Below are 25,356 nucleotides of genomic sequence, written 5' to 3'. Positions count from 1 at the left end.
GTCAATAACGTTGCGGGAGAAGGGCGTCGAGGGTCCGACTGCTACCAACGATATACCTGACAGCACAGGTAGCTGCCGGTTTTCCGCCCGCTTGATTCGGGAACGGCGCCGACTACGACCGATCCCTGGTCGCGAACACCTCGTTCAACTCCGTTCCCGACAGCACCCGATCCTGGCGGGCGTGTACGCGAAAGCCCTTCGCGCCCAACAGATCGCAGATCTCGTTCAACCGACCATCCAGATCGTGTACCTCGGCCACCACCGTGTGGATGCGGGGCCAATGGGTGTCGGATATTCCTTCCAGGACATCCATTTCGGCGCGCTCCACGTCGACTTTCAGCACACCTATCTCGGCGTCGGGGCAATGGCTTTCGATGATGTCGGACACGGTCGTCACCTCGACCTCTATCTCCTCGCCCACGTGCAGGCCGTTGGTCAGCACGCCTATCGCGTCGTCGTCGAGGCCGCTGTTCCGCAGGAATATCTCGGTGGCCTTGTCGTCGGTGCGCTGATCGGCGTACAGGCCGGAATTCGCGGACGCGCGGGGGTACCAGGTGAACTGCGCGCGGCCCCTGTCGCGGCCGGCGGCCACCCGCAGGGGGACCGAGCCGGGTACGTGCGTGCCGAGATTTCGGGCGAGGCACTCGAACGTCACCGGAGCGGGTTCGGCGGCGATGACGCGCACGCCGGGGCGGGTATCGGCGAACATGATCGCGCTGAGCCCGATGTTCGCGCCGATGTCCAGCACGACGTCACCGTCCCGCAGGGTGGCCGCGGCGCTGCGGTAGAAGCCCTCGTCCGACATCTCGACCCACAGCATGCGCGCCTCGGCGGCGCTGGTGCAGGAAATCGTCCTGCCGTCCATGAGCCGGAATTCCTTGAGATTCGTCATTGGCCGGTCATGTGCCTTTCGAGTATCGGGCCGATGACGGCCAGTGACTGTGGATGGGTCAATTCCAGGTGGCGGGCGTCGATGACCATGCTGTGCAGCGCGCCCGAGACGAACGGCCGCCAGGTTCGCGCCAGCGCGTCGTGGTCGGCGCGATCCTTGCCCGCGGCGAAGAAGATCATGTCGCCGTCGAAGACGCCGGGCCGATAGCTCTGTGCGATCGCGCCCGCGTTCTCGAAGCTCTCCATCACCCGCTCGATCTGGTCGTCGGTGAACAGGCCGGTGGCCGTGATCCGCTCACGAATGACCGTCCACGCCTGTTCGTGCGTCGCCGCACCGACCTCGGTACCCAGGTCGAACAGTTCGCGCCAGCCGCCCAGCAGATCCGCCATCGACTCGCCCGGCCCCTGATCGATGCCGACCGCGTCCATGGTGTCGTCGGGCAGGCCCACGGCACAGTCCATCAGCGCCAGCACACCCACCTGCGCGCCCTCGCGCTGCAGCCGCACCGCGATCGCGTGCGCCAAACACCCGCCCAGCGACCAGCCGAGCAGATGGTAGGGGCCGACCGGCTGGGCCCGCCGGATCTCGGCCACGTACCGGTCGACCAGCTGATCGATCGACGAAGCCTCCGGTTCGGCGGCGACGACGTGGGGGTCCTGCAACCCGAGGATGGGGCGCTGCCCGTCCAGATACTCGGCCAGCCCGCCGTAGAACCACGCCAGTCCACCGGCCGGGTGCACGGTGAACAGCGCGGGGTAGTTGCCCGACGCCCGCAACGGCAGCAGCACCTGCAGGCCCGACCCGCCCTGGGCGCCGTCGAGCCGTTCGGCGAGCGCACGCGGCGTCGCGTCGTCGAACATCCACGGCAGTTCGATGCCGATTCCCTGGGCCTGCAACTGTGCCAGCACCTTGGTGGCAAGCAGCGAATTGCCGCCCATGTCGAAGAAGCCGTCCACCGCGCTGACCTGATCGATTCCCAGCACCCGGCCGAAGGCGTCGCAGATCAGCTTCTCGGTGTGCGTCCTCGGCAGCACCGTTTCGGTTGTCGTGCTGTGGAATTCGGGCGACGGCAGCGCCCGCCGATCGAGCTTGCCGTTGACGGTCAACGGCAACTCGTCCACCACCATGACGGTCGAGGGCAGCATGTAGCCGGTGAGGAATTCGGCCGCGTGATCGAGGATGTCGCGGGGGTCGATGCGGGTACCGCGCCGGCCGATGACATACCCGATCAGCTGGTCGATGCCGTCCTCGCGCCGGTGCACCGCCGCGGCGGCCTGGGTCACGGCGGGATGATGCAGCAGCGCAGCCTCGACCTCGGCCAGCTCGATGCGGAAGCCCCGCAACTGAACCTGCGCGTCCGCACGCCCCGCGTGCACCAGTTCCATGGTGTCCCCGCACTTCTGCCACCGGCCCAGGTCACCGGACCGGTACAGCAGGGAGCCGGGCCGGCCGAACGGATCGGCGACGAAGCGCCCCGCCGTCAGTCCCGGCGCCGCGAGATAGCCGCGGGAGAGTTGCGCGCCGGCGATATAGATCTCCCCGACGGCCCCGATGGGCGCGAGCCGCAGATCGTCGTCCAGGATATGGACGCGCAGCCCCGGGAGCGGACGGCCGATGCCGTTCGCACCGGGATCGGTGGTCTCGCCGTGCGTCACATGCACTGTCGTCTCGGTGATCCCGTACATGTTCACCATGTGCGGTGATCCCGGGCTGTGGTCCTGGAACCAGCCGGCCAGGCGACCCGGATCGAGCGGTTCGCCGCCGAAGACCACGTAGCGCAACGCGAGACCGTTCCCGGCGCCCGAGTCCCGTTGCCGGCGTTCGGCATCGGCGAACCCGTAGAAGGCCGACGGCGTCTGGCTGAGCACGGTGACCTTCTCGCGCGTGACCAGGTCGACGAACGTCTCCGGCGACCGGGACGTGGCGTAGTCCACGACGATCACCTTGCCGCCGGTCAGCAGCGCGCCCCACATCTCCCACACCGCGAAATCGAAAGCGTAGGAATGGAACAACGTCCAGATGTCGTCCGGGCCGACGTCGAAGCGTTCGGCGGCGCCGGCGAACAGGGCCAGCACATCGCGATGGGTGACGACGACGCCCTTGGGCCGGCCGGTCGACCCCGAGGTGTAGATGACATAGGCGATGTTGTCCGGTCGCGGCGCCGAGGGACGCGGACCGTCACCGGATGCGTCGCAGTCCTCGATCAGCACCGTCGGAGCCGCGATCTCCGCCATCGGCACCGCGGCCACCGTGTCCGCGGCAGCCAGCAGCGCCACCGGCTCGGCGTCGGCGAGGATGAACCGCAACCGTTCCGGCGGATAGGCCACGTCCAGCGGCAGATAGCCCGCCCCGGCTCGAATCACGCCCAACAGCCCGACGATGAGCTCGAACGACCGGGGAAGCGCCACCGCGACAAGGGAATCCGGTCCCGCGCCGCTCGCCAGCAGCCGTGCCGCCACCGCGTCCGCCCGCCGATCGAGCTCCGCGTAGGTCAGCTGCGACCGTCCGTCGGACACCGCGACCGCGTCCGGACGCGCCTGGACCTGAACGGCGAACAGCTCGCCCAGGGTGGGCGCCGGAAGCTCGAGACCATCGCTGCCCGCCGCCAGGAGCAGTTCGCGCCGCTGATCGGCATCGACGAAATCGATGCCGCCGACCACGAGCGCCGGATCCGCGGTGACCTGGTCGAGGACTCGAATGTAGGCCCCGACGAACCGGTCGATCGTGTCGGCGGTGAACAGGTCGCTGGCGTAGGTCAGCTGGCCCATCATGCCCTGGGGGACGGATCGCTGGGAGAAGTGCTCGACCAGCGTGACGGCCATATCGGCCTGTGCCGGTTGGAAACCGCTGCCCGCCGGTTCGACGGTCAGCCCGTCCAGCTCCAGCGCCGAGGTCTGCATGGTCCGGACATCGAGGGTGACCTGGTACAGCGGCAGATGGGCGGTGGACCGTACCGGGTTGAGCGTCTCCACGACCTGTTCGAAGGGCACATCGGCGTGCGCCAGGGCGGCCAGGTCCGTCGCTCGCGTCGCCTCGAGGAGTTCGGCGAACCCCTGCTGCGGTGAGATCCGGGTGCGCAGCACGAGGGTGTTGACGAACATGCCGACCAGGTCGTCCAGTTCGCGCGCGCCACGTCCCGCGACCGGAATGCCCACCGCGACATCATCGGTGTGCGCCAGTCGCGCCAGCACGACGGTCAGCGCGGCGTGCATCAGCATGAACACCGTGACGTGCCGCTCCCGCGCCATCGCCGAGATCCGGGCGTGCAGTGCGGGGGAGATCGCGAACTCGGCGGTGGCTCCGCGCAGGGTGGCCACCGCGGGCCGGGGCCGATCGGTGGGCAGGTCGAGCAGATCGGGCAGTCCGCTCAACGTCTGCTCCCAGAAGCGCAACTGTTGCGCCATCAGGGATTCGGGATCGTCCGCGTCACCGAGCAGCTGACGCTGCCACAGCGTGTAGTCCGAGTACTGGACCGGGAGATCGGGCCACGCCGGCGGTACGCCCTGCCGGCTCGCCGCGTAGGCGATCGCCAGATCCCGTGCCAGCGGGATCATGGATTGGCCATCGGCGCAGATGTGGTGGACGGCCGCGACCAGGACGTGCTCACGCTCGCCCAGCCGCAGCAGGATCATGCGCACCGGCGGCTCCCGCGTCACGTCGAAACTGGCCGACACGATCGCGGTGACGCGCTCGAGCAGCTGCTCGGCCCCGACCGGCTCCACGGGCAGCGGCCCGGTGGTGGCCTCGACCGGCATGGTGACCTGATGAGCGACGCCGTCGGTTGCCGGGAATGTCGTTCGCAGGATCTCGTGGCGGCCCACGACGAGCGTGCACGCGCGTTGCAGCGCAACGATATCCAGCTCGCCGGTCAGTCGAAGGACCAGCGGAATGTTGTAGGCGCCGATGGAGGTGTCGAGCTGGTTGAGGAACCACATCCGCTGCTGCGCCAGCGACAACGGCACGAGCTCGGGGCGGGTGTGCCGGCGCAGCGGCACCCCGGCACGACTGCCGCGGGCCTCGAGGCGCGCGGCCAGGTCCGCCGCGGTGGACGCCTCGAACAAATCGCGGATGCCGACCTCCAGACCCAGCGTGTCCTGGAGCTGGGCGGTGACCCGGGTCGCCGAGAGCGAGTCGCCGCCCAGCTCGAAGAAGTCGTCGCACGCGCCGACCGTGGTCAGGTCCAGCACTCGGCCGAACACCTCGACCACCGCACGCTCGGTCGGGGTGCGCGGGGCAACCCAGGGGTTGTCCGCGACCAGCTGCGGTTGCGGCAGCGCCAGCCGATCGAGTTTGCCGGTGCGCGTCATCGGGAGCGCGTCGACCACCATACACACGTCCGGGACCATGTGCGCCGGCAGTTGACGGCGCGCCGCCGCTCGCACCTGATCGGGGTCGACGTGTTCGCTCGCGACGAGATAGGCCACGAGACGGTCGATTCCGCGCTCGTCGGGCCGGAGCAGGACCACGGCGCGCTCGACTCCCGGATGCCCGGCCAGCGCCGACTCGATCTCCCCGGGCTCGATGCGCTGACCGCGCACCTTGATCTGGAAGTCGCTGCGCCCGAGGTACTGCAGGGTGTGCTGCGGGGTCCAGCGGACCAGGTCGCCCGTGCGGTACATGCGTGCCCCCGCCGGGCCGAACGGGTCGGCGACGAACGCCGCCGCCGTGGCCACCGGCCGGTTCAGGTATCCGCGGGCCAGCTGCACACCGGACAGATACAACTCCCCGATCACTCCGACCGGTACCGGCCGCAGCCTGCTGTCCAGTACGACGGCGTCGACGCCACGCAGCGGCGTGCCGAGCTGTACCGGTTCGCGCGGGTCCAGCGCGGTGCTGGTCACCGCCAGCACGGTCGTCTCGGTCGGCCCGTATCCGTTGAACAGTCGCCGGCCCGGGGCCCACGTCGCGACCGTGTCCCGGGTGACCGCTTCGCCGCCGACGACCAGTACCTGCAACGAATCCAGGCCCTGCGGGGACAGTGTGGCCAGCACACTGGGTGTCACGAACGCGTGGGTCGCCCGCTGGGTCGAAATGAACTGTGCGAGTTCGGGTCCGCCGACCGCCTGCGGTGGCGGCACCACCAGCGCGCCGCCCGCCGTGTGCGCCAGCAGCAGTTCGAGGATGACCGCGTCGAAACCGGGCGCGGCTATCTGCAACACCCGTGCCCGGCTGTCGGCACCGAACCGGTCACGTTGCGCGGCAGCGAAATTCGCCAGCCCCTCGTGGGTGACGATGACGCCCTTGGGCACCCCGGTCGATCCCGAGGTGTAGAGAACGTACGCGGCGTCTCGAATGCTCGCCGCGCGCACCAGGTCGCTGTCCAGCAGCGGAACCGGCGACTGGCGATCGATCGCTGCCCGGTCGGCCGGATCGTCGAGCACGAGCAGTCGCGCGGACTCGGGCGCCAGCGGACGGAATTCCTCGACGGTCACCACCGTGCCGGTGCCGGAATCGGACAGAATCCGCGCGACGCGGTCGGCCGGGTTGCGCGGGTCGATCGGCAGGAACGCCGCGCCGGTCTTGGCGACCGCCCACATCGCGAGCACCGACTCGACCGAGCGCGCCATCGTGAGCGCGACCGTCGCGCCCGGTCCCACGTCCCAGCCGATCAGCGTCCGCGCGATGCGGGTGGAGCGCTCGTCGAGTTCGGCGTAGGACATCGTGGCGGACTCGCAGATCAGCGCCGGCGCTTGGGGATTCGCCGGCATGCCGGTGCCCAGCAGAACGGCGAGGGTCGAGGGCGGCAGCGCGGGTCCGCCGCACGCGGGTACCAGCGCCTTGCGGTCGGCGGGAGCCATCAGGTCGATCGCCGCCAGCGGTGTCGCCGGAGCCGCGGCGATCGTGTGCAGGGCCGATTCCAGGAGCGTGGCCACGGTGGTCGCGGTCATCGCGTCGACGTGCGCCGGCTGGAAACGGACCCGGATGTGCAGACGGTCGGTTTGATGGGCCTGGATGGTGATCGGATAGTGCGCGGCGTCGCTGCCCTGCGCCGCGGTCACCCGCATCCCGTCGATATCGGTCTCGCCGAGTCCGCTGCTGTCGACCGGGTAGGACTCGAACACCACCAGGGTGTCGAAGAGCCGGGATGTCGGTGCGGCGGCCAGGATTCGCGGCAGATCGAGGTAGTGGTGGTCGAGCATGCGGGTGTTGTCGGCCTGTAGCCGGTGCAGCCCTTCGCCGATCGATTCGTCGCTGCGCAATCGGACGACGACGGGCACGGTGTTGATGAACAGGCCGATCATCGACTCCACGCCCGGCACCTCGGCGGGGCGGCCCGAGACCGTGGTGCCGAAGACCACCTCCTCGACGCCGAGCACCTTGCCCAGCACCGTCGCCCACGCGTACTGCACGACCGTCGCCATCGTCACCGCGTGCGCGCGGGAGACGGTCACGAGTTCGACGGTGGAGGTGAGGTCGATGCTGACCGTCAGGTCGCTCGGGATCTCGACGGTCGCACCGGCCGCCGAACTCGAGATCAGGGTGGGTTCCCGCACCGTCGCGAGCATGTCCCGCCACGCCGCGACATCGGCCTCGGCGTCCCGGCGGTGCAACCACCGCAGGTAATCGCCGAAGGACGGAGCGTCCGGCAGCGCGGCCTCGTGGGAGTCCACCGCGTACAACCCGATCAACTCCCGCCACAGCAGCGGCATCGACCACCCGTCGAGCAGCAGGTGGTGCGCGGTCAGCACCAGGCGGACCTCCCGCGGGGAGACGACGACGTACAGCAGTCGCAGCAGCGGCGCTTCGGTGGCGGTGAACCCGCACCGGCGGTCCGCGGCGATCACGTGCTCGGGCATCTCACCGTCCGCGAGATCGACTCGGCGCCAGGCCGGCTCGACGGCGTCGGTGATGATCTGGACCGGAACACCGGAACCCGTGCGCGCGAACGCCGCTCGCAGATTCGGATGTCGCCGCAGCAGCGCCGCGGCCGCCCGCCGCATCCGGTCCTCGTCGACCGAACCGGACAGGGTGAGAACCGATTGCGCGGTGTAGACGTCGAGATCGCCGGCGGCCAGCTCCGCGTGGAACAGCAGTCCGGCCTGCAGCGGCGCCAGTGGCCACACGTCGGTCAGCGGCCCGTATCGCAGGGCGAATCGGTCGAGATCCGACTGGTCGAGATCGACCGGGGAGACATCGGCCGGCGTGAGACCCCAGTCGTCGTTCTCTGTTGCGGCCGAAGCGATCTCGGTCACCGCCGCGATCCAGCCGTCGACCAGTTCGGCGATGTCGTCGCGGTTCAGCAGCCGGGAGGCGTAGCCGACGGTCGCGGACAGGGTCGGACCCGCGGGCGTGTCGGTCACGACCACATCGAAGGTGACGGTCGCGGCGGCGGGCACCGTCGGGGCGAGCACGGACCACCGGTCGTAGGCGTCGCCGGTGGGCGCCCACGCCACGTCGCTCGCGGCGGTGAGATCGACACCGAGCCGGCCGAGGTAGTTGAACCCGATCTGCGGTTCGGGATGTGCGGCCAGCGCCGCGCCGGTGGCCGGGTTCAGGTATCGCAGCAAACCGAATCCCATCCCCCTGTCGGGGATCGACCGCAACTGGTTCTTGACCGACTTCACCACGGCCGCAAGGTCGGACAGCGGCACGGCGGTCAGATCCAGGGCGACCGGATAGGCGTTGGTGAACCAGCCCACCGTGCGCGACACGTCGGCTCCGGCGACGATCTGCTCGGCGCGTCCGTGCCCTTCGAGCAGCACTTTCACACCGGCGTGGGCGATTCCGCGCCGGGCGCGCCACCGGGTCATCGCCACCGCCAGCGCACCCAGCAGCGCGTCCTCGACGCTGCCGTGCACGGCGGCGGGCACCGCGTTCACGATCACCGCGCTCACCTCCGGCGAGACGGTGGCGGTGAGCCGGCGCACCGTGGCCTGGACATCGATCCCCGGGTCGAGGGACACACTGCCCAGCCGCGGATCCGGTGCCCCGCTCATCCGCTGCCACAGCTCCAGCTCGCCGCTGTGCCGCGGGGCGACGTCCACCAGCGCGTGCGCCCACCGCCTCATCGACGTGCCGTGCTCGGGCGTCATCGCGGTCCCACCGAGGGTGACGTGGTGCCAGGCCGCGGCGAAATCGGGCACGAGGATGCGCCACGACACCGCGTCCACGGCGAGATGGTGGATGACGACGAGTACCCGCGCGTCCGTGCCATGGTCGGCCGGCACCAGGCACACGACCCGAACCAGTTGTCCGGCAACGGGATCGAGGTGGGAGACGGCCTCGGTCAGCGCGGCGTCGACGATAGCGGTGAAACCGTCACTGCCGGGCGCGGATCCGCGCGGGAACTCCCGGGTCAGGACGGCGTCGGCGGCGTCGACGGAACCGACGGGACGCACCGACAACCCGTCACCGGTCAACGTCACCCGCAGCATGTCGTGCCGGTCGATCACGGCCTGCACCGTCGCGACCACGTCCTCGGGTCGGGCCTGGGCGGGCAGCCGGAGCAGCATCGACTGGGCGAAGCCCGCGGCCGCGCCCAACCGGTCGGCGTACCAGGCCACCACCGGGGTGAAGGGGAGATCGCCGGTCCCGCCGCCGGGAAGTTCGGCGAGGACGACGCGATCTCCGCTGCGGGCGACACGCGCCAAGGCCCGCACGGTCTTGTTCTCGAAGATGTCCCGTGCCGTCACCGCGATACCGGCGGCTTTCAGCCTCGATGTGAGCTGAATCGACAGGATGGAATCGCCGCCGAGCGCGAAGAACGATGTGGTCGGCCCGATCGGCGAGGTGCCGAGGACATCGGCGAACGCGGCGGCGATGGCGCGCTCGGTCGCGGACATCGCCTGCACTTCGTCCTCGTCGTCCGGCCGGACCACCGGCTCGGGCAACGCGCTGCGATCGATCTTGCCGATCGAGGTGATCGGCATCCGGTCGAGCACCGAGATCGTGGCGGGCACCATGTGCGCGGGCAGCGCCGCGGCCACGTGGGCCGCGACGGCATCCGGGTCCAGGGTCGTGTCCGCGGCCGGCACGACATACGCGGCCAGCACCGGCCGGCCGACGGGTCCCAGTCGGCTGATCGTGGTCGCGGCGGCCACATTCGGATAGGTGAGCAGGGCGGCGTCGATCTCGGCGAGTTCGATACGCTGCCCGCGAATCTTGACCTGGAAATCCCGCCGGCCGATGTACTGCAGGGTGTGGTGCGCGGTCCAGCGGACGATGTCGCCGGTGCGATAGAGCCGGGTACCCGGCTTTCCGTAGGGATTACCGATGAACGTCGCCGCGGTGGCCCCGGGGCGGTCGAGATATCCGCGCGCCAATCCGGGACCCGAGACGTACAGTTCGCCCGTGGCGCCCACCGCGACGGGTCGCAACTTCGCGTCGAGAACCACGACCTCCGCACCGGTGATCGGAGAGCCGATCGTGATCGGCTGGTCCGGTCGCATCGGGCCACTCGTGGTGACCACGACGGTCGCCTCGGTCGGGCCGTAGGCGTTGCAGAGACGGCGGCCCGGTGACCACTGCGCGACCAGATCGGCGGACACCGACTCACCGCCGACGATCAGGGTGCTCATCGCGTCGAGCCCGGCCGGTGACATGGTCGCGAGCACGCTCGGCGTCAGCAGCGCGTGCGAAACACGATGCGCGGCAATGAATTCCGACAGATCGGAGCCACAGAAGACCTCCGGCGGCGCGACGACCAGGGCCGCGCCCGTGGCGTGCGCCATCAGCACTTCGGACATCGCCGCGTCGAACACCGGTGCGGCCACCTGCAGGATCCGCGACGCGGAATCGGGGCCGTAGCGCCGCCGCTGGTCGGTGGCCAGATTCGCCATGCCCGCATGGGACACGACCACACCCTTGGGGGTGCCCGTCGATCCGGAGGTGTAGAGCACGTAGGCCGCGTCGAGCACATGCAACGGTCGTCGCCGATCGGTGTCGGTCACCGGCCGGTCGGGATACGCCGCGATCGCCGCGCCGGCCTCCGGGTCGTCGAGGGTCACCCACTCGACTCCCTCCGGCAGCGGCGCGCGCGAGTCCGCGCGGGTGATCCCCAGCGTCACGTCGCAGTCGCGAATCAACCGCTCGACGCGTTCCGCGGGGTGGTGGGGGTCGATCGGGACGAACGCCGCCCCGGTCTTGGTGATCGCCCACAACCCGAGGTGGAGTTCCATGGAACGCTCCGCCGCCAGTGCGACGACGGTTCCCGGCGCCGCGCCGCGGTCGATCAGATACCGGGCGAGCCGGTTGGAACGGGCATCGAGTTCGGCGTAGGTCAGACGGTCGTCGCCCACGATCACCGCGATCTCCGACGGGTTGGCCGCGGCCGTCGCGGTCAGCAGGTCCGGGAGCCGGACGGGAGTCTCGACGGCGCCGCCGCGTGCCGGAACCAGACGCCGGGTCTCCGCGGCGTCGAGAACAGCGATCGCACCCAGGGACCGGTCCGGATCGGAGGTGACCGATTCCAGGATCAGCAGCAACCGCCGGGCCAGCGTGGTCGCCGTGGATTCGGTGAAAAGCTCGGTGGTGTAGACGATTTCACCGTCGAGTCCCGCGGGTCGCCCGTCCGTCATGCGCTCGGTGAAGAACACGGTGAGATCGGTCTTGGCTTGTGCGACACCGGTATCGATCAGATCGACCGTCACCCCGGGCAGCGCGAACTCCGTGCTGGAGTGATTCGTGAGCCCGAGCATCACCTGGTACAGCGGCGTGTACGCGGTGGATATCGACCGGCCCACGGCATCGACCACCCGATCGAAGGGCACGTCCGCGTTGGACAGCGCCATCAGGTCGACCTGTCGCACATCGGCCAGAAATGCCCGGAAGGACTGGTCGTCGCGCGGGTGGGTACGCAGTACCACCGTGTTGACGAACATCCCGACCAGCGGGTCCAGTTCGGGTCTGCCGCGACCGGCGACCGCGGTGCCTATCGAGATGTCGTCACCGTGTGTGGTGCGCGCCAGCATGACCGCGAGCGCCGCGTGCAGCACGACGAACACCGTGACGCCCTCGCGGCGGGCCAGACCGGCGATGGCGTCGTGCAGGTCCGCGGAGACGTCGAAATCCACCGAGGCCCCGGTCATCGACAGCATGGGCGGTCGCGGGTGGTCGATCGGCAGGGCGAGCAGTTCCGGCGCGTCCTCGAGGGTGTCGGTCCAGTACGCCAGCTGCCGGGCGCCCAGCGAGGCCGAGTCGTCCTGAGATCCCAGCATCTCCCGCTGCCACAGGGCGTAGTCGGCGTACTGCACCACCAGCGGATCCCACTGCGGCGCTTTGCCGTTGGCCCGCGCCTGGTAGGCGGCGAAGATGTCACCGGCCAGGGGAGCCATCGACGCGCCGTCCGCGGCGACGTGGTGGACCACGCACACCAGGACATGCGTGTCGGGGTCGATTCGATAGACCCGTGCCCGCACCGGGACCTCGGCGGCGATATCGAAGCCGGTGCCGACCACCCGCGCGATCCGATCGGTGAGATCCCGCTCGTCGGCGACCTGGATCGGTTCCAGCTCCAGATCCGCGTTCGCCACTGCGGGATCCAGGACGACCTGGCAGGGCAGGTTCTCGAAGCTGGGATAGATCGTCCGCAGGGGTTCGTGGCGTCTGCCGACATCGTCGAACGCGAGCCGCAGCGCGTCGATGTCGAGAGCACCGGTCAACCGGGCCGCGAAGCTGATGTTGTAGCCCGCCGAGGTGACATCGACCTGGTTGATCACCCACATGCGGCGCTGCGCCGCCGAGAGCGGGATCAGCGGCGGTCGTGCGGACGCGGTCAGGGCCGGGCCGGCGGGGCCGCCGGTGCGGGAGTCGACCAGTTCGGCCAGCTCGGCGACCGTCGGCGCGTCGAAGACGTCGCCGATGCTGATCTCGACGCCCAGCGCTGCTCCGCCCCGGGCGGCGAACTGGGCCGCCGACAGCGAGTTGATGCCGACCTCGAAGATGTTCGCCGTCACCCCGACCTGCTCGAGCCCGGCGAGCCCGGCGACGATGTCCGCCAGGATGGCTTCGGCCGGTGTGCGCGGAGCTGTCGGCTCGGTGTCGGGGAGGATCTCCGGTGCGGGCAACGCCGCGCGGTCGAGCTTGCCGTTCGGGGTCAGCGGCCAGCTGTAGAGCACGTGGATGCCGTCGGGCACCAGGTAGCCGGGCAGCATCGCGCGCAACCGGGAGCGGAGGTCGCCGCCGGTGACCGTCGCGCCGGGGGTCACCGTCACGTACCCGGCGATCTGCCGTCCGGTCACCGTCACGACGGCGCCGGCGACCTCGGGGATGGACCGCAGGGCGGCCTCGATCTCGCCCAGCTCGACGCGCTGACCGCGCACCTTCACCTGGAAGTCGCGCCGGCCCAGGTATTCCAGCTCGCCGTCCGGGCGCCAGCGCGCCAGGTCTCCGGTGCGGTACATGCGCTCGCCGGGCGCCCCGAAGGGGTGCGCGACGAACGCGCCGCAGGTGAGATCGGTGCGCGCGTGGTAACCCCGGGACAGTTGGACGCCCGAAACGTACAGCTCGCCGGCGACGCCGACCGGTACCGGCCGCAGCCACCGGTCGAGCACCACCGTCCGCATTCCCGATACCGGGGCGCCGATCGGAACCGATCCCGAGGCCGAGGTCGCCGAGCAGCGGTGAGCCGTGACGACTTCCGCCTCGGCGGGTCCGTACCAGTTCACCAGATCGGCGTCGGGGAAGACGGGGCGGGCGCCGGCAACGGTCTTGTGCGCCAACGCCTCTCCGGCGACGAACACTCGCCGCACCGACGGCAGCGCGCGCTGTCCGCCCGATTCGCCGAAGACATCGAGCATCGAGGGCACGAAGTGGACGGTGGTGACCCGGTGCTCGGCGATCGTCCTCGCCAGGTAGGCGGGATCGCGGTGCCCGTCGGCGGCGGCGACGAGAACCCGCGCGCCGGTGTGCAAGGGCCACAGCATCTCCCAGACGGAGATGTCGAAGGTGAGGGGGGTCTTGTGCAGCACGACATCGGAGTCGTCGTGGAACCATTGGTGCTGCGCCCAGGCGAGCTGGCTCGCGGTGGCCGCGTGCGTCAGTGCCACGCCCTTGGGCACGCCGGTGGATCCCGAGGTGAACAGGACGTAGGCGAGGTTGTCCGGCCGCAGCGGGGTGCGCCGGTCGGCATCGGTGATCGGCGCGTCGTCGATGTCGTCGAGATCGATTCGGTCGACGGCGATCCGGTCCGCATCGTCGGGCAGCGCGTCCGCGAGGTCGGCGGTGGTCAGCACCAGCGCCGGATCGGTCGCCGCCAGGATCTGGGCGATGCGGGCCCGCGGGTGGTCGGGGTCGATCGGAACGAACGCCGCCCCGGACTTGAGCACCGCGTACACCGCGGTCACCGTTGTCGTCGAGCGCCGCATGGCCACGGCCACAACCGTTTCGGGCCCCGCCCCGCGGGCGATGAGCCAGCGGCCCAGGCGGTTGGCCGCGGCGTCGAAGTCCCGGTAGCTCGTCGCGGGGCCGCCGGGCGCCTGGATCGCGGGCAGGTCCGGTGTCCGGGCGACCTGCTCGTCGAACATGTCCACGAGCGTGCGTCCCGGCGCCACGGAGGCGCCGGTGTCGTTCCAGGCCCGCAACACCCGGTGCCGTTCGTCCTCGTCGAGCAGTGTGATCTCGCCGATCGCACGGGTGTCGTCGATCGTGAACGCGGTGAGAACGCGGGCCAGGCCCTCGATCAGGCGGTGGGCGGTGATCTCGTCGAACAGGTCGGTGGCATAGGTCAGCCGGACCGTCATTCCGGCCGGCGTGCGGTGTGGACCGTGGTCCTCGCTGATCATGAACAGCAGGTCGTAGATGGCCGCGCCCGCGCCGGGGTCCATCTCCTCGATGGTGAGGCCCTCGAACTCCGCTCGCGCGCGGGTCATGTTCTGGTAGGCCAGTAGCACCTGGAACAGGGGCGAGTGTGCTGTCGTCCGGGTCGGATTGAGTGCTTCCACGAGCGCCTCGAAGGGGACCGAGGCGTGGTCGAACGCGTCGAGGGCGGCCCGTTTGACGTCGTCGAGCAGGGCCGCGACGCTCTGCTCGGGCACCGGACGGGTCCGCAGCACCAGCGTATTGACGAACATCCCGACCAGCCGGTCGAGCGCTTTGTCGCCGCGGCCGGCGTGCGGCACGCCGATGGTGATGTCCTCGCTCCCGGACATTTTCGACAGCAGCACCGCGAGGGCCGCGTGCACGACCATGAACGAGGTGGTGCCGGAGCGGCGCGCCAGCGCCTCGATCCGCCCGTGCAGCTCGCCGTCCAGTTGCCGCTGGATCACCGCCGCCCGGAAGCTCTGTGCCCGCGGGCGCGGCCGATCGGTGGGCAGCGCGATCAACTCCGGGACGCCGTCGAGACGGTCGCGCCAGTAGGCCAGGTCCCGGCCCGCGCGGGAGTCGGGGTCCTCGACGTCGCCGAGCAATTCTCGCTGCCACAGGGTGTAGTCGATGTAGTGGACCGGCAACGGCGCCCGATCGGGTGCCGTCCCCGCAGCGCGGGACCGATAGGACGAGACCAGATCGGTGACGAGCGGCGCCACCGAGAATCCGTCGCAACCGATGTGGTGAACGGCCAGTGCCACCACGAAGTCGTTGTCAGACAGCTGATACAGCGCAACGCGTACCGGCACCGCCTCGGCGACGTCGAATCCGGTGCCGCAGAACGTTTCCAGCTCGATCGGCAGTTGCTCGCGCCGGATCGGGCGGGGGGTGAGATCGTGTGCGGCGAGGGCGGCATACGGCTCGACCACCCGCTGCTCGGGCTGTCCGTCGGTGGCCGGGTACATCGTGCGCAGGCTCTCGTGACGCTCGATCACATCGGCGAAGGCCGCGGCCAGGGCGTCGAGGTCGAGTTCGCCGCGCAGTGCGATCACCAGCGGAATGACGTATCCGGCCGCGTCGGGATCGAGCTGATTGAGGAACCACATCCGCAGCTGCGCGGGCGACAGCGGAATGCGTTCGGGCCGGGGGAGTTTGGTCAGCGCCGGGAGGGCAGGCACCGATCGCGACACCGCGATCCGTTCGGCCAGCTCGGTGACCGTCGGCGCCTCGAACAGCGCCCGCAGCGGAATGGACACCCCGGCGGCGCTGCCGATACGACTCAGGGCCTGGGAGGCGACCAGTGAGTTTCCCCCCAGGTCGAAGAAGTTGTCGTCGGCGCCCACCCCGGTGCGTTCGAGCAGATCGGCGAACACCGCGGCGACGGTTTCCTCGAAAAGCCCTCGGGGCTCGCGATAGTCGCGGTCGTGCGTGTCGGCGCCATCGCCGAGCGCGAGCAGGGCCGTGTAGTCGACCTTGCCGTTCGCGGTGAGCGGAATGGCGTCCACCTGGATCACCGCGGTCGGCACCATGTATGCGGGCAGCTGGTTCAGCAGGTGTTTCCGGACGCGGCGGTCGTCGAGCACGGTGGTGGCGACGATGTGGCCGACCAGGCGCGGGCTGTCGTGCTCGGAACACACCTGCACGACGGCGGTCTGGATGTCCGCGTGCGAGGTCAGGGCCGCTTCGATATCGCCGAGTTCGATACGCAGGCCCCGGATCTTGACCTGCGTGTCGGCGCGGCCGACGAACTGCAGGACGCCGTCGCCGTTCCAGCGGACCAGGTCACCGGTGCGGTAGAGGCGCGAGCCGGGAATCCGGGAGAAGGGGTCGGCCACGAACGAGGTCGCGGTCGTGGCGGGATTGTTGTGGTAGCCCCGCGCGAGCTGCACACCGCCCAGATACAGCTCGCCGGCCACCCCGCGCGGCACGGGGTGCAGGCGCGAATCCAGCACGCGCACGGTCACATTCGTCTGCGGTGTGCCGATCGGCACCGGGGAGGTGTCATCGGTGGCGTCGATGCGGTACGCCGTGACGCTGACCGCGGCCTCGGTGGGTCCGTACAGATTGTCGATGCGCGCGTCGCCGAGTTCGCGGAACCGGCGCACGACGGCGGCGGGCAGTGCCTCGCCGATGCACAGCACCTGCCGCAGGCCGGGCAGCGCGAGAGTATCGGCGCCGTCGAGGAACGCCGACAGCAGCGACGGTACGAAATCGACCGTGGTGACACCGAAGTCGGCCATCAGCCGCGCGAGGAGTCGCGGATCGTCCCGGTGGGTGTCGTCGGCGATGACCACCGACGCGCCGCAGGTCAGAGCGGAGAACAGTTCCCACACCGACAGATCGAAGGTGAACGGTGTCCGCCACAGCAGCACGTCGCTGCCGCCGAGCCCGTAGTGCGTGCGCATCCAGTCGAGCTGGTTGACGACCGCGGCGTGCGGCAGGGCGACGCCCTTCGGTGTTCCGGTCGAGCCGGAGGTGTAGATGACGTAGGCCAGATCGGCCGGGTGCGGCGATCGATTCGGTTCGGTCACCTCGGACCCGTCCGGCGTTCCGTCCAGCTCCTCCAGCAGCCACACCGGATTCCAGGTGCCGAGTGCGGCGCTGTCGTGGGGACGAGTCACCACGGCACGGGGCTGGGCGGTCGCGAGGACGGTGTGGATCCGCTCGTGTGGATTGTCGGGATCCACGGGCAGGTACGCGGCGCCCGCCGCGTGAATCGCGTAGAGGGTGACCAGCAGATCCAGCGACCGGTGCATGGCCACGGCCACGATGTCACCCGGGCCCACCCCACGGGCTTCGAGCGCTCGGGCCAGTGTGCCGACCCGCGCGCCGAACTCCGCGTAACTGAGCCGTTGGCCGCTTTCCTGGTCGTGGACGGCGATATTCAGCGGAGTCGCGGCCACCTGCGCCGCGAAGAGTTCCGCGATGGTCGAGGGCGCCGGCTGCTGTACCGGGCTCGCGTCGCCGACGAGCGCCCGGAGTTCCTCGGCATCCAGCAGATCCACGTCCCCGATCACGGACTCCGGGTCCCCGACGACCGCGCGCAGCAGCCGCACGAATCGTTCGACGAGCGTGCGGGCGGTTGCCTCGTCGAAAAGATCTACGGCGTAACCGAATTCGATTCCCAGCGGCCCCGGTTCACCGTCGAGGGCCGGTGCGTCCACCACGTTCAGGTGCAGGTCGTACTTCGCGACGTGCGGGTCGACCAGCTCCGTGGCCACGGTGAGACCGTCGAACCGCAGCACCGGCACGTCGATGTTCTGGAAGGAGAATCCGACCTGGGTCAGTGGCGCGTGCGCGGTGCTCCGCGCGGGATTGATCACCTCGACCAGGCGCTCGAACGGGATGTCGGCGTGGTCGAAAGCGCCCAGGTCGGCGCCGCGGACGTGATCCAGTAGCCCGAGGAAGGTGGAGTCGCCGTGCACCCCGGTCCGCAGGACGAGCGTGTTGACGAACATGCCGACCAGACCGTCCAGCCCCGGTTCGCCGCGACCGGCGATCGGCGTACCGATCGCGATGTCGCCACTGCCCGACAGCCGCGCCAGCAGCGCCGCGAACGCGGCGTGCATCACCATGAAGACCGTCGCGTCGTGCTGCTGCGCGAGCGCCCGCACCTCGCGGTGGAGTTCGGCGGGCACGCTCGCGGTGACCGTCGCCCCGCGGAAGGACTGACTCGGGGGCCGGGGCCGGTCGGTCGGCAGGTCCAGCAGGTCGGGCAGCCCGGCGAGTGTCCGCTGCCAGTAGGTGATCTGCGCTGCCGCCGGGCTCTCGGGATTGTCGTCGGCGCCGAGCAGATTACGTTGCCACAGTGCGTAATCCGCGTACTGCACCGGCAGCGGAGTCCACGCCGGCGCGCGACCGTGCGCACGGGCCCGGTAGGCGATCATGAGGTCGGCGGCCAGTGGCGCCAGCGACGACCCGTCGAAGCAGATGTGGTGGAACACCACGACGACCACGTGCGCATCGGGTGCGCTCCGCAGGATCGTGAGCCGGACGGGAACCTCCCGGGTGACGTCGAAACCGGCGGTCACCAGCTCGTGGACAAGGGTGTCCTGTTCGCCGGCAGCCACCTGAGTCGGATCGTGCTGGGGCAGGGCGTCTTCGACCGTGAGGATCACCTGGTGCGGCCCGCCGGGAGCGTCGGGATAGATCGTCCGCAGCGTTTCGTGCCGTTCGAGGATGTCGGCGAACGCCGAGCGCATGGCGTCCGCGTCGAGTGCACCGGTCAGACGCACCACCACGGGGATGTTGTACAGCGCGGAGTCCGTGTCGAACTGGTTGAGGAACCACATCCGGGTCTGAGCGGGCGAGAGCGGAACTCGGTCCGGCCGGTGTTGCGGAACGAGCGGCACGCGGCGCGTCGGGGCGTAACCGTCGATGTGCGCGGCCAGCGACGCGACGGACGGGTGCTCGAACAGCGTGCGCATGGGCACGTCGATGCCGAGGGCGGCGCCCAGGCGCGCGGTCGCCCGGGTGGCCGAGAGCGAGTTGCCGCCCAGTGCGAAGAAGTTGTCGTCGGCTCCGATCCGGCTCGATCCCAGTACCTGTGCGAAGACATCGGCGACGACGTGCTCGAGCGCGGTGCGCGGCGCCACGTAGTCGGTGGAGCGGGTGAAGTCCGGCTCCGGCAGCGCCGCCCGGTCGATCTTGCCGACGGGTGAGAGCGGGATCGCGTCGAGGGGGATGACGACGTCCGGGATCATGTGCGCCGGCAGCTGCCGGGCCAGGTGCTCGCGCAGTGCGACGGTGTCGATGCCGTCGTCGCCGGCGGGCACGACGTAGGCGGCGAGCCGCGTCCCGTCGGGGGAGTGGACACCGACCGAGACCGCCGCGGCCACCGTGTCGTGTGCGGCGAGCACGCTGTCGATCTCGCCCAGTTCGATGCGCTGGCCGCGAATCTTGACCTGGAAGTCGCTGCGCCCGAGGTAGGTGAGGGTGTCGTCGCTGTTCCAGCGCACCAGGTCGCCCGTGCGGTACATGCGGCTGCCCGGTGCGCCGAACGGGTCGGCGACGAACGCGCAGGCGGTGGCGCCCGGCCGGCCGAGGTAGCCCCGCGCGAGATGTGCTCCGGCGATGTGCAATTCGCCACCGACCCCCGCGGGTACCGGTCGCAGCCGTTCGTCGAGGACGACCGCCTCGACACCGCGGATCGGGCCGCCCATCGTGACCGGTTCACCGGCACTCAGGGGGTCGCTGATCGCGACCATGATCGTGGTCTCGGTGGGACCGTATCCGTTGTGCAGCCGCCGGCCCGGCGCCCACACTTCGGTGGTCTCGGCGGTCACGGCCTCACCGCCGGCGACCAGGCACTGCAGCGAGTCCAGCCCGTCGGGTGACATCGTCGCCAGCACGCTCGGGGTCACGAACGCGTGCGACACCCGCTGGGCGCGGATCAGTTGTGCGAGTTCGTCTCCCGCGAACACCTCCGGCGGCGACACCACCAGGGCGGCCCCGGTGGTGTGGGCCATCAGCAACTCGAGCACCACCGCGTCGAAGCCCGGCGCGGCCAGCTGCAGCACCCGGGAACGATGGTCGATCCGGTACCGGTCCCGTTGTTCGGCGGCGAAGTTCGCGAGCCCCCGGTGCGATACCGCGACACCCTTGGGAGTCCCCGTCGATCCCGAGGTGTAGAGGATGTAGGCGATATCGGCGACGTGGCAGCCGCGTGCGCGCTCGGCATCGGTGACGGCCGTTGCCGACGCCGCCGCGACCTGGGCCGCGGTGCGCGGGTCGTCGATGACCAGGCTCGAATTCGGCTGTGTGAGAGCTGTTTCGTGTTCCGCCGTGGTGATCACGACCCGGGCGCCGGAGTCGGCCACGATATGGGCGACACGGTCGGCGGGGTTGCGGGGATCGATGGCGACGAAGGCCGCGCCCGCCTTCGTCGCGGCCCACATCGAGACGACGAAGTCGATCGAGCGGCCGAGCAGAATCGCGAGGGGATGGTCCGGCCCGACACCGCGCGAGATCAGCACTCGCGCAAGCTGGTTCGACCACGAGTCGAGCTCCCCGTAGGACACCGTGCGGTCGCCGCTGATGATGGCGGGGGCCTTGGTGTCATCGACCGACCAGAGTGCGGCCAGCGGGTACGGCTGCTCGGCCGGCCCGCCCGAGGCCGGGACCAGCCGACGTCTCTCCCGGGAATCCAGCACGTCGATGTCGCCCACCCGGACCCGCGGATCCTCGGCGATCGTCGCGAGCACGCGGACCAGGCGTCCCGCCAGGGCCTCGATGGTCCCGGCGTCGAACAGATCGGTGGCGTAGTTCAGGCGCAACCCGACATCGCTTCCGGGAGTGCCGTTCTCGCACACGGTGACGATGAGGTCGACCTTGGCGGGCTCGTCGGCGGGCTCGATGACCTCCACCGTGAGATCGGGCAGGTGCACGCTCGGCCGCCCCGCGTTCTCGAGCGACAGAAATACCTGGCACACCGGGGCGTAGGCCATCGAGCGTGCCGGATGCAGTTCTTGGACGATGCGATCGAAGGGCAGCGCGCTGTGCGCGAACCCCTCGATGTCGGTGTCGACGACTCGCCCGAGCAGGTCGGTGAACGACTCCTCGGGCACGACGCGGGTCCGCAGCGGCACCGTGTTGACGAACATCCCGATCAGCGGTTCGAGCGCCGGTTCACCGCGTCCGGCGACCGGGGTGCCCATGGTGACGTCCGAGGTCCCCGCCAGGCGCGCGAGCAGGATCGCCACCGCGGCATGGAGAACCATGAAGGGCGTGGCCCCGGTGCGCTGTGCCAACTGCTCGACCGCCGCGAACAGATCGGCCGGGATGGCGGAGTCGATCACGCCACCGGCGAAGCTTCGCCGGGGCGGGCGCGGGCGATCGGCGGGCAGTTCCAGCAGCGGCGGCATGTCCGCGAGTTGTGTTACCCAGTAGCGCAATTGGTGTGCGGCCGGTGATTCGGGGTCGTCGGGGTCGCCGAGTACGCGGTGCTGCCACAGGCTGTAGTCGGCGTACTGGACCGCCAGCGGGCTCCAGCCCGGTGCTCGGCCGTGCGCCCGCGCCTCGTAGGCGATGGCGGTGTCGGTGGCCAGCGGCCCCAGCGAGACGCCGTCGCAACAGATGTGGTGCAGCACCAGCACGAGCACGTGTTCGCCCGGGTTGTCGGTCACGGCCAGCACGGTGGCGTGAACGGGGGCGTGCTCGCTCAGGTCGGTGCCGACGGCGGCGAGGGCGCGTACCCGCTCGCCGACGTCGGCGGCGCGGACCGGTTGCGGGGTCAGGTCGAACGTCGACACGACCTCCTCGGCGTCCTGAATCACCTGGGTACCGGCGCCGTCGACCGCCGGATAGCGGGTCCGCAGCGATTCGTGGCGCTCGATGACGTCCAGCAGTGCCGCGCGCAGGGCGGGAAGGTCCAGGTTCCCGGTCAATCGCAGGACCAGCGGGATGTTGTAGAGGGCCGCCGCGTCACCGGCCTGATCCAGCAGCCAGATGCGGACCTGTGCCGGGGCGAGCGGTATCGGCGCGGGTCTGTCCGTGGCGACCAGCGCCGGGGCGGGGGAGACGCCCTCGGCGGTGAGGGCTTCCAGGCGCTGCGCCAGTCCCGCCACCGTCGGCTGCTGGAACAGGTCACGCACCGAGACCTCGCACCCGAGAGCGCCGCCGATTCGTACCGCCGCGGTGTTCGCGGACAGCGAGTTGCCGCCGAGCGCGAAGAAGCTGTCGAGCGCGCCGACCCGGGCGGCCCCGAGAACGTCCGAGAACACCTCCGCGACAGCCTGTTCGACCGGCGTTCCGGGGGCGACGTACGTCGTGGTGGATTCGACCACGGGTGCGGGCAGTGCTCGGAAGTCGGTCTTGCCGTTGACCGTCAGGGGTACCGACTCGATCTCGAGGATGCAGGTGGGAATCATGTACTCGGGCAGGGTCTCGCCCAGATGCGCGCGCAGTTCGTCGATATCGCAGACCGCGGCGGGTGCGGGCACGATGTACCCGACCAGCCGCGCGGCCTCGGTGTCGGGTCGATCGACGGTCACGACCGCGACCGACACCGCCGGATGCGACAGCAGCGCCGCCCGGATCTCGTCGAGTTCGATCCGGAATCCGCGCAACTGCACCTGCTGGTCGGCTCGGCCGCGGTACTCCAGTTGCTCGCCGGTGTTCCAGCGTGCGATGTCACCGCTGCGGTACATCCGTGCGCCGGGTCCCGCGAACGGGTCGGCGACGAACCGTGCCGCGCTCAGGGCGGTGCGGCCGAGGTAGCCGCGGGCCAATTGCTCGCCCCCGACATACATTTCGCCCCAGGCGCCCGGCGGGCACGGCCGCAGCATGGAATCCAGCACGTACGTCCGCAGCCCGGGCAAGGCGGTTCCGATCGGGCTCTGCGCCCCGGGAACGGCCGAGTCCGCGGTGAGCGTGGTGTAGGTGACGAAGACCGTGGTCTCGGTGATTCCATAGCTGTTGGCCAGCAAGGGAAGTCCGGGATTGTGCGCGTACCACTGCGCCAGGCCCGCCGGGTCGAGGGCCTCGCCGGAGAGTACGACCAGGCGCAGCGCCAGCGGCCCTTCGGTCTCACCGGCGGCCGCGTACCGCTGCCGGGCGGCGGCGAACTGGAAGAACGCCGAGGGCGTCTGGCTGAAGACCGTCACGTGCTCGCGGGCCAGGAGCCGTACCACCTCGTCCGGCGATCGGGCGGTGAGGCCGTCGATGACGACGACGCGCCCGCCGGTGGTCAGAGGACCGAATATCTCCCAGATCGAGTAGTCGAACGCGAACGAGTGGAAGAAGCTCCACACGTCGTCGTCCCGGATCCCGATCTCGGCGCACGCGTTGGTCACGTGGCTGACCGCCGCCCGGTGGGTGATCGTGACGCCCTTGGGCTTTCCGGTCGAGCCGGAGGTGTAGATGACGTAGGCGAGGTGATCCGGCTGCAGCGGAGTGCGGCGCTCGTCCTCGGACAGCGGCCGGTCGTCGACGTCGTCCCGGTCGGTGCCGGGGTCGTCGAAGTAGACGATTCGGCTGTGGTCGGTCGACACCGCGTCGAGCACGCCGGCACAGGTCACGATCATGAGCGGGTTCGCGTCCGACAGGATGTACGCGAGCCGATCGGCGGGGTGGGTCAGGTCCAGTGGGAGGTAGCCCGCGCCCGACTTCAGCACGCCCAGGACGGCGACGATCAGGTCGGCGTCGCGGGGCATCGCGATGGCGACGAGCGATTCGGGGCCGGCGCCCAGCTCGATCAGTCGCCGGGCGAATCGATTCGACCTGCGGTCCAGCTCGTCGTAGGTGATCGTGCCCGATTCCGCGCTGACGGCGACCCGCGCCGGCTCGGTGGGTGAGCCGTCGGACGTTCGCCCGATGATGTCGACCAGCGTCGCCGGCGTGTCGTTTCCGGGACGCCCGGCCAGGTCGACGAGGATCCGGCGCTCTTCGGCCGCGCTGATGATCGGGACGGCAGAGACCGGGGTGTCCGGGGGGCTCTCCAGCAGCCCCGACAGGAAGTCGAGGAATCGATCCAGATGCGAGGCCAGTTCGGTGTCGCTGTAGAGGTCGGTGTTGCCGTGGAGTTCGACCATCAGCGGGTCGGTTCCCTGGCGGTAGAGGTTCAGTTGCAGATCTTCGAGGGCGCCCGAGGTCAGGGCGTGATAGCGCCCCACGGCCGCGCCGAGCCGGATCTCGGAATCGAAGAAAACGATGTTCACGATCGGGCCGAAGGCACTGGCCGCCGTATCGAAGGCGGGGAACTCTCTGCGCATGTCCTCGAAGCGGTACAGCTGATGACGCAGTGCGAGTGCGAGTTCGGATATCGAACTCTGCACCAGGGTCTCGATGGTGCTGTCGGCGCCGAGGGTGAAGTGGATCGGCACCATGTTGGCCAGCATCGCGGCGGCGTTGCGCAGGCGTCTGGTCACGCGAGCGCTCACCGGGAGCGAGAGCACGACATCGTTCGCGCCGGTCATGCGGGAAAGGAACGCCGCGAAGCCGGCGATGACCACCTGCGGCGGTGAGGCACTGTGCCGGGTGGCGCAGCGATCGATGGCGTCGGCGATCGACGCCGGAACCTCGCGCGCGGCGACCGAGTCGAACGGACTCGGCCGGCCGGTGCGACCGGCCAGTCCGGTCGGGGCGGGCAGTTCGGCGGACTTGTTCAGCCAGTACCCGCGATCGGTCTCGAACCGTGTACCGGACCGGTACGCGCGCTCGTGCTCGACGATCTCGGCCAGGGTCGCCGCCGGTAGCGGCGACGGCGCACGGCCCTCGACCAGAGCGTTGTAGTGTTCGGCGACCCGGGTGAGGACATTGAACGCGCCGTAGCCGTCGATGACGAGATGATGGGCGCGCGCGTACCAGAAGTACTTCTCGCTCCCGACCTTGATCAGCTTTGTCACGGCGAGGCGATCGTGGCTCAGATCGACCGTCGTCGCGCCGCTGTCGCGTCGCATCCATTCCATCGCGGCGGCGACGGGATCGGCTTCGCCGGTGAAATCCAGTATCGGTTCGGAGTAGGTGATACTGCGATCGACGAATTGATAGGGTTCGCCGTCGGAGAGTACGACTCGCACCACCATCGACTCGGTCTCGTGCCCGGCGTCGTTGACCGCTCGCGTGAACAACTCGTAATCGATGACGCCGTCGATCTCGATGTAGTGCGCAATGTTGACGGCCGTCCCATTCGAGGACTGACCGGCGAGCCACATACCGTACTGCGCTCTCGAAAGCGGAATCAACTCCGAGTCGGAAGTGGTCCTGTCGTGGTTCTCGTCCAT

The 25,356-nt window shown here is 69.9% G+C and carries 2 protein-coding genes; both read right to left on the bottom strand.

Annotated features, from left to right (window positions below):
• Positions 1–112: 112 nt before the first annotated feature.
• The gene (locus tag ACWIGI_RS36410; RefSeq protein WP_454208108.1) at positions 113–892 is read right to left on the bottom strand and encodes an FkbM family methyltransferase; all 780 of its coding nucleotides are present in this window, start codon (positions 890–892) and stop codon (positions 113–115) included.
• Positions 889–25,356 (bottom strand): non-ribosomal peptide synthase/polyketide synthase, encoded by a 24,468-nt coding sequence (locus tag ACWIGI_RS36405; RefSeq protein ID WP_454208107.1) that lies wholly within the window; start codon positions 25,354–25,356, stop codon positions 889–891. The genes ACWIGI_RS36410 and ACWIGI_RS36405 overlap by 4 nt, the downstream gene beginning before the upstream one ends.

Source organism: Nocardia sp. NPDC055321 (assembly GCF_053645575.1).
Note: the sequence above shows the minus strand (reverse complement) of the source record. Positions and strands in the feature narration are given on the sequence as shown.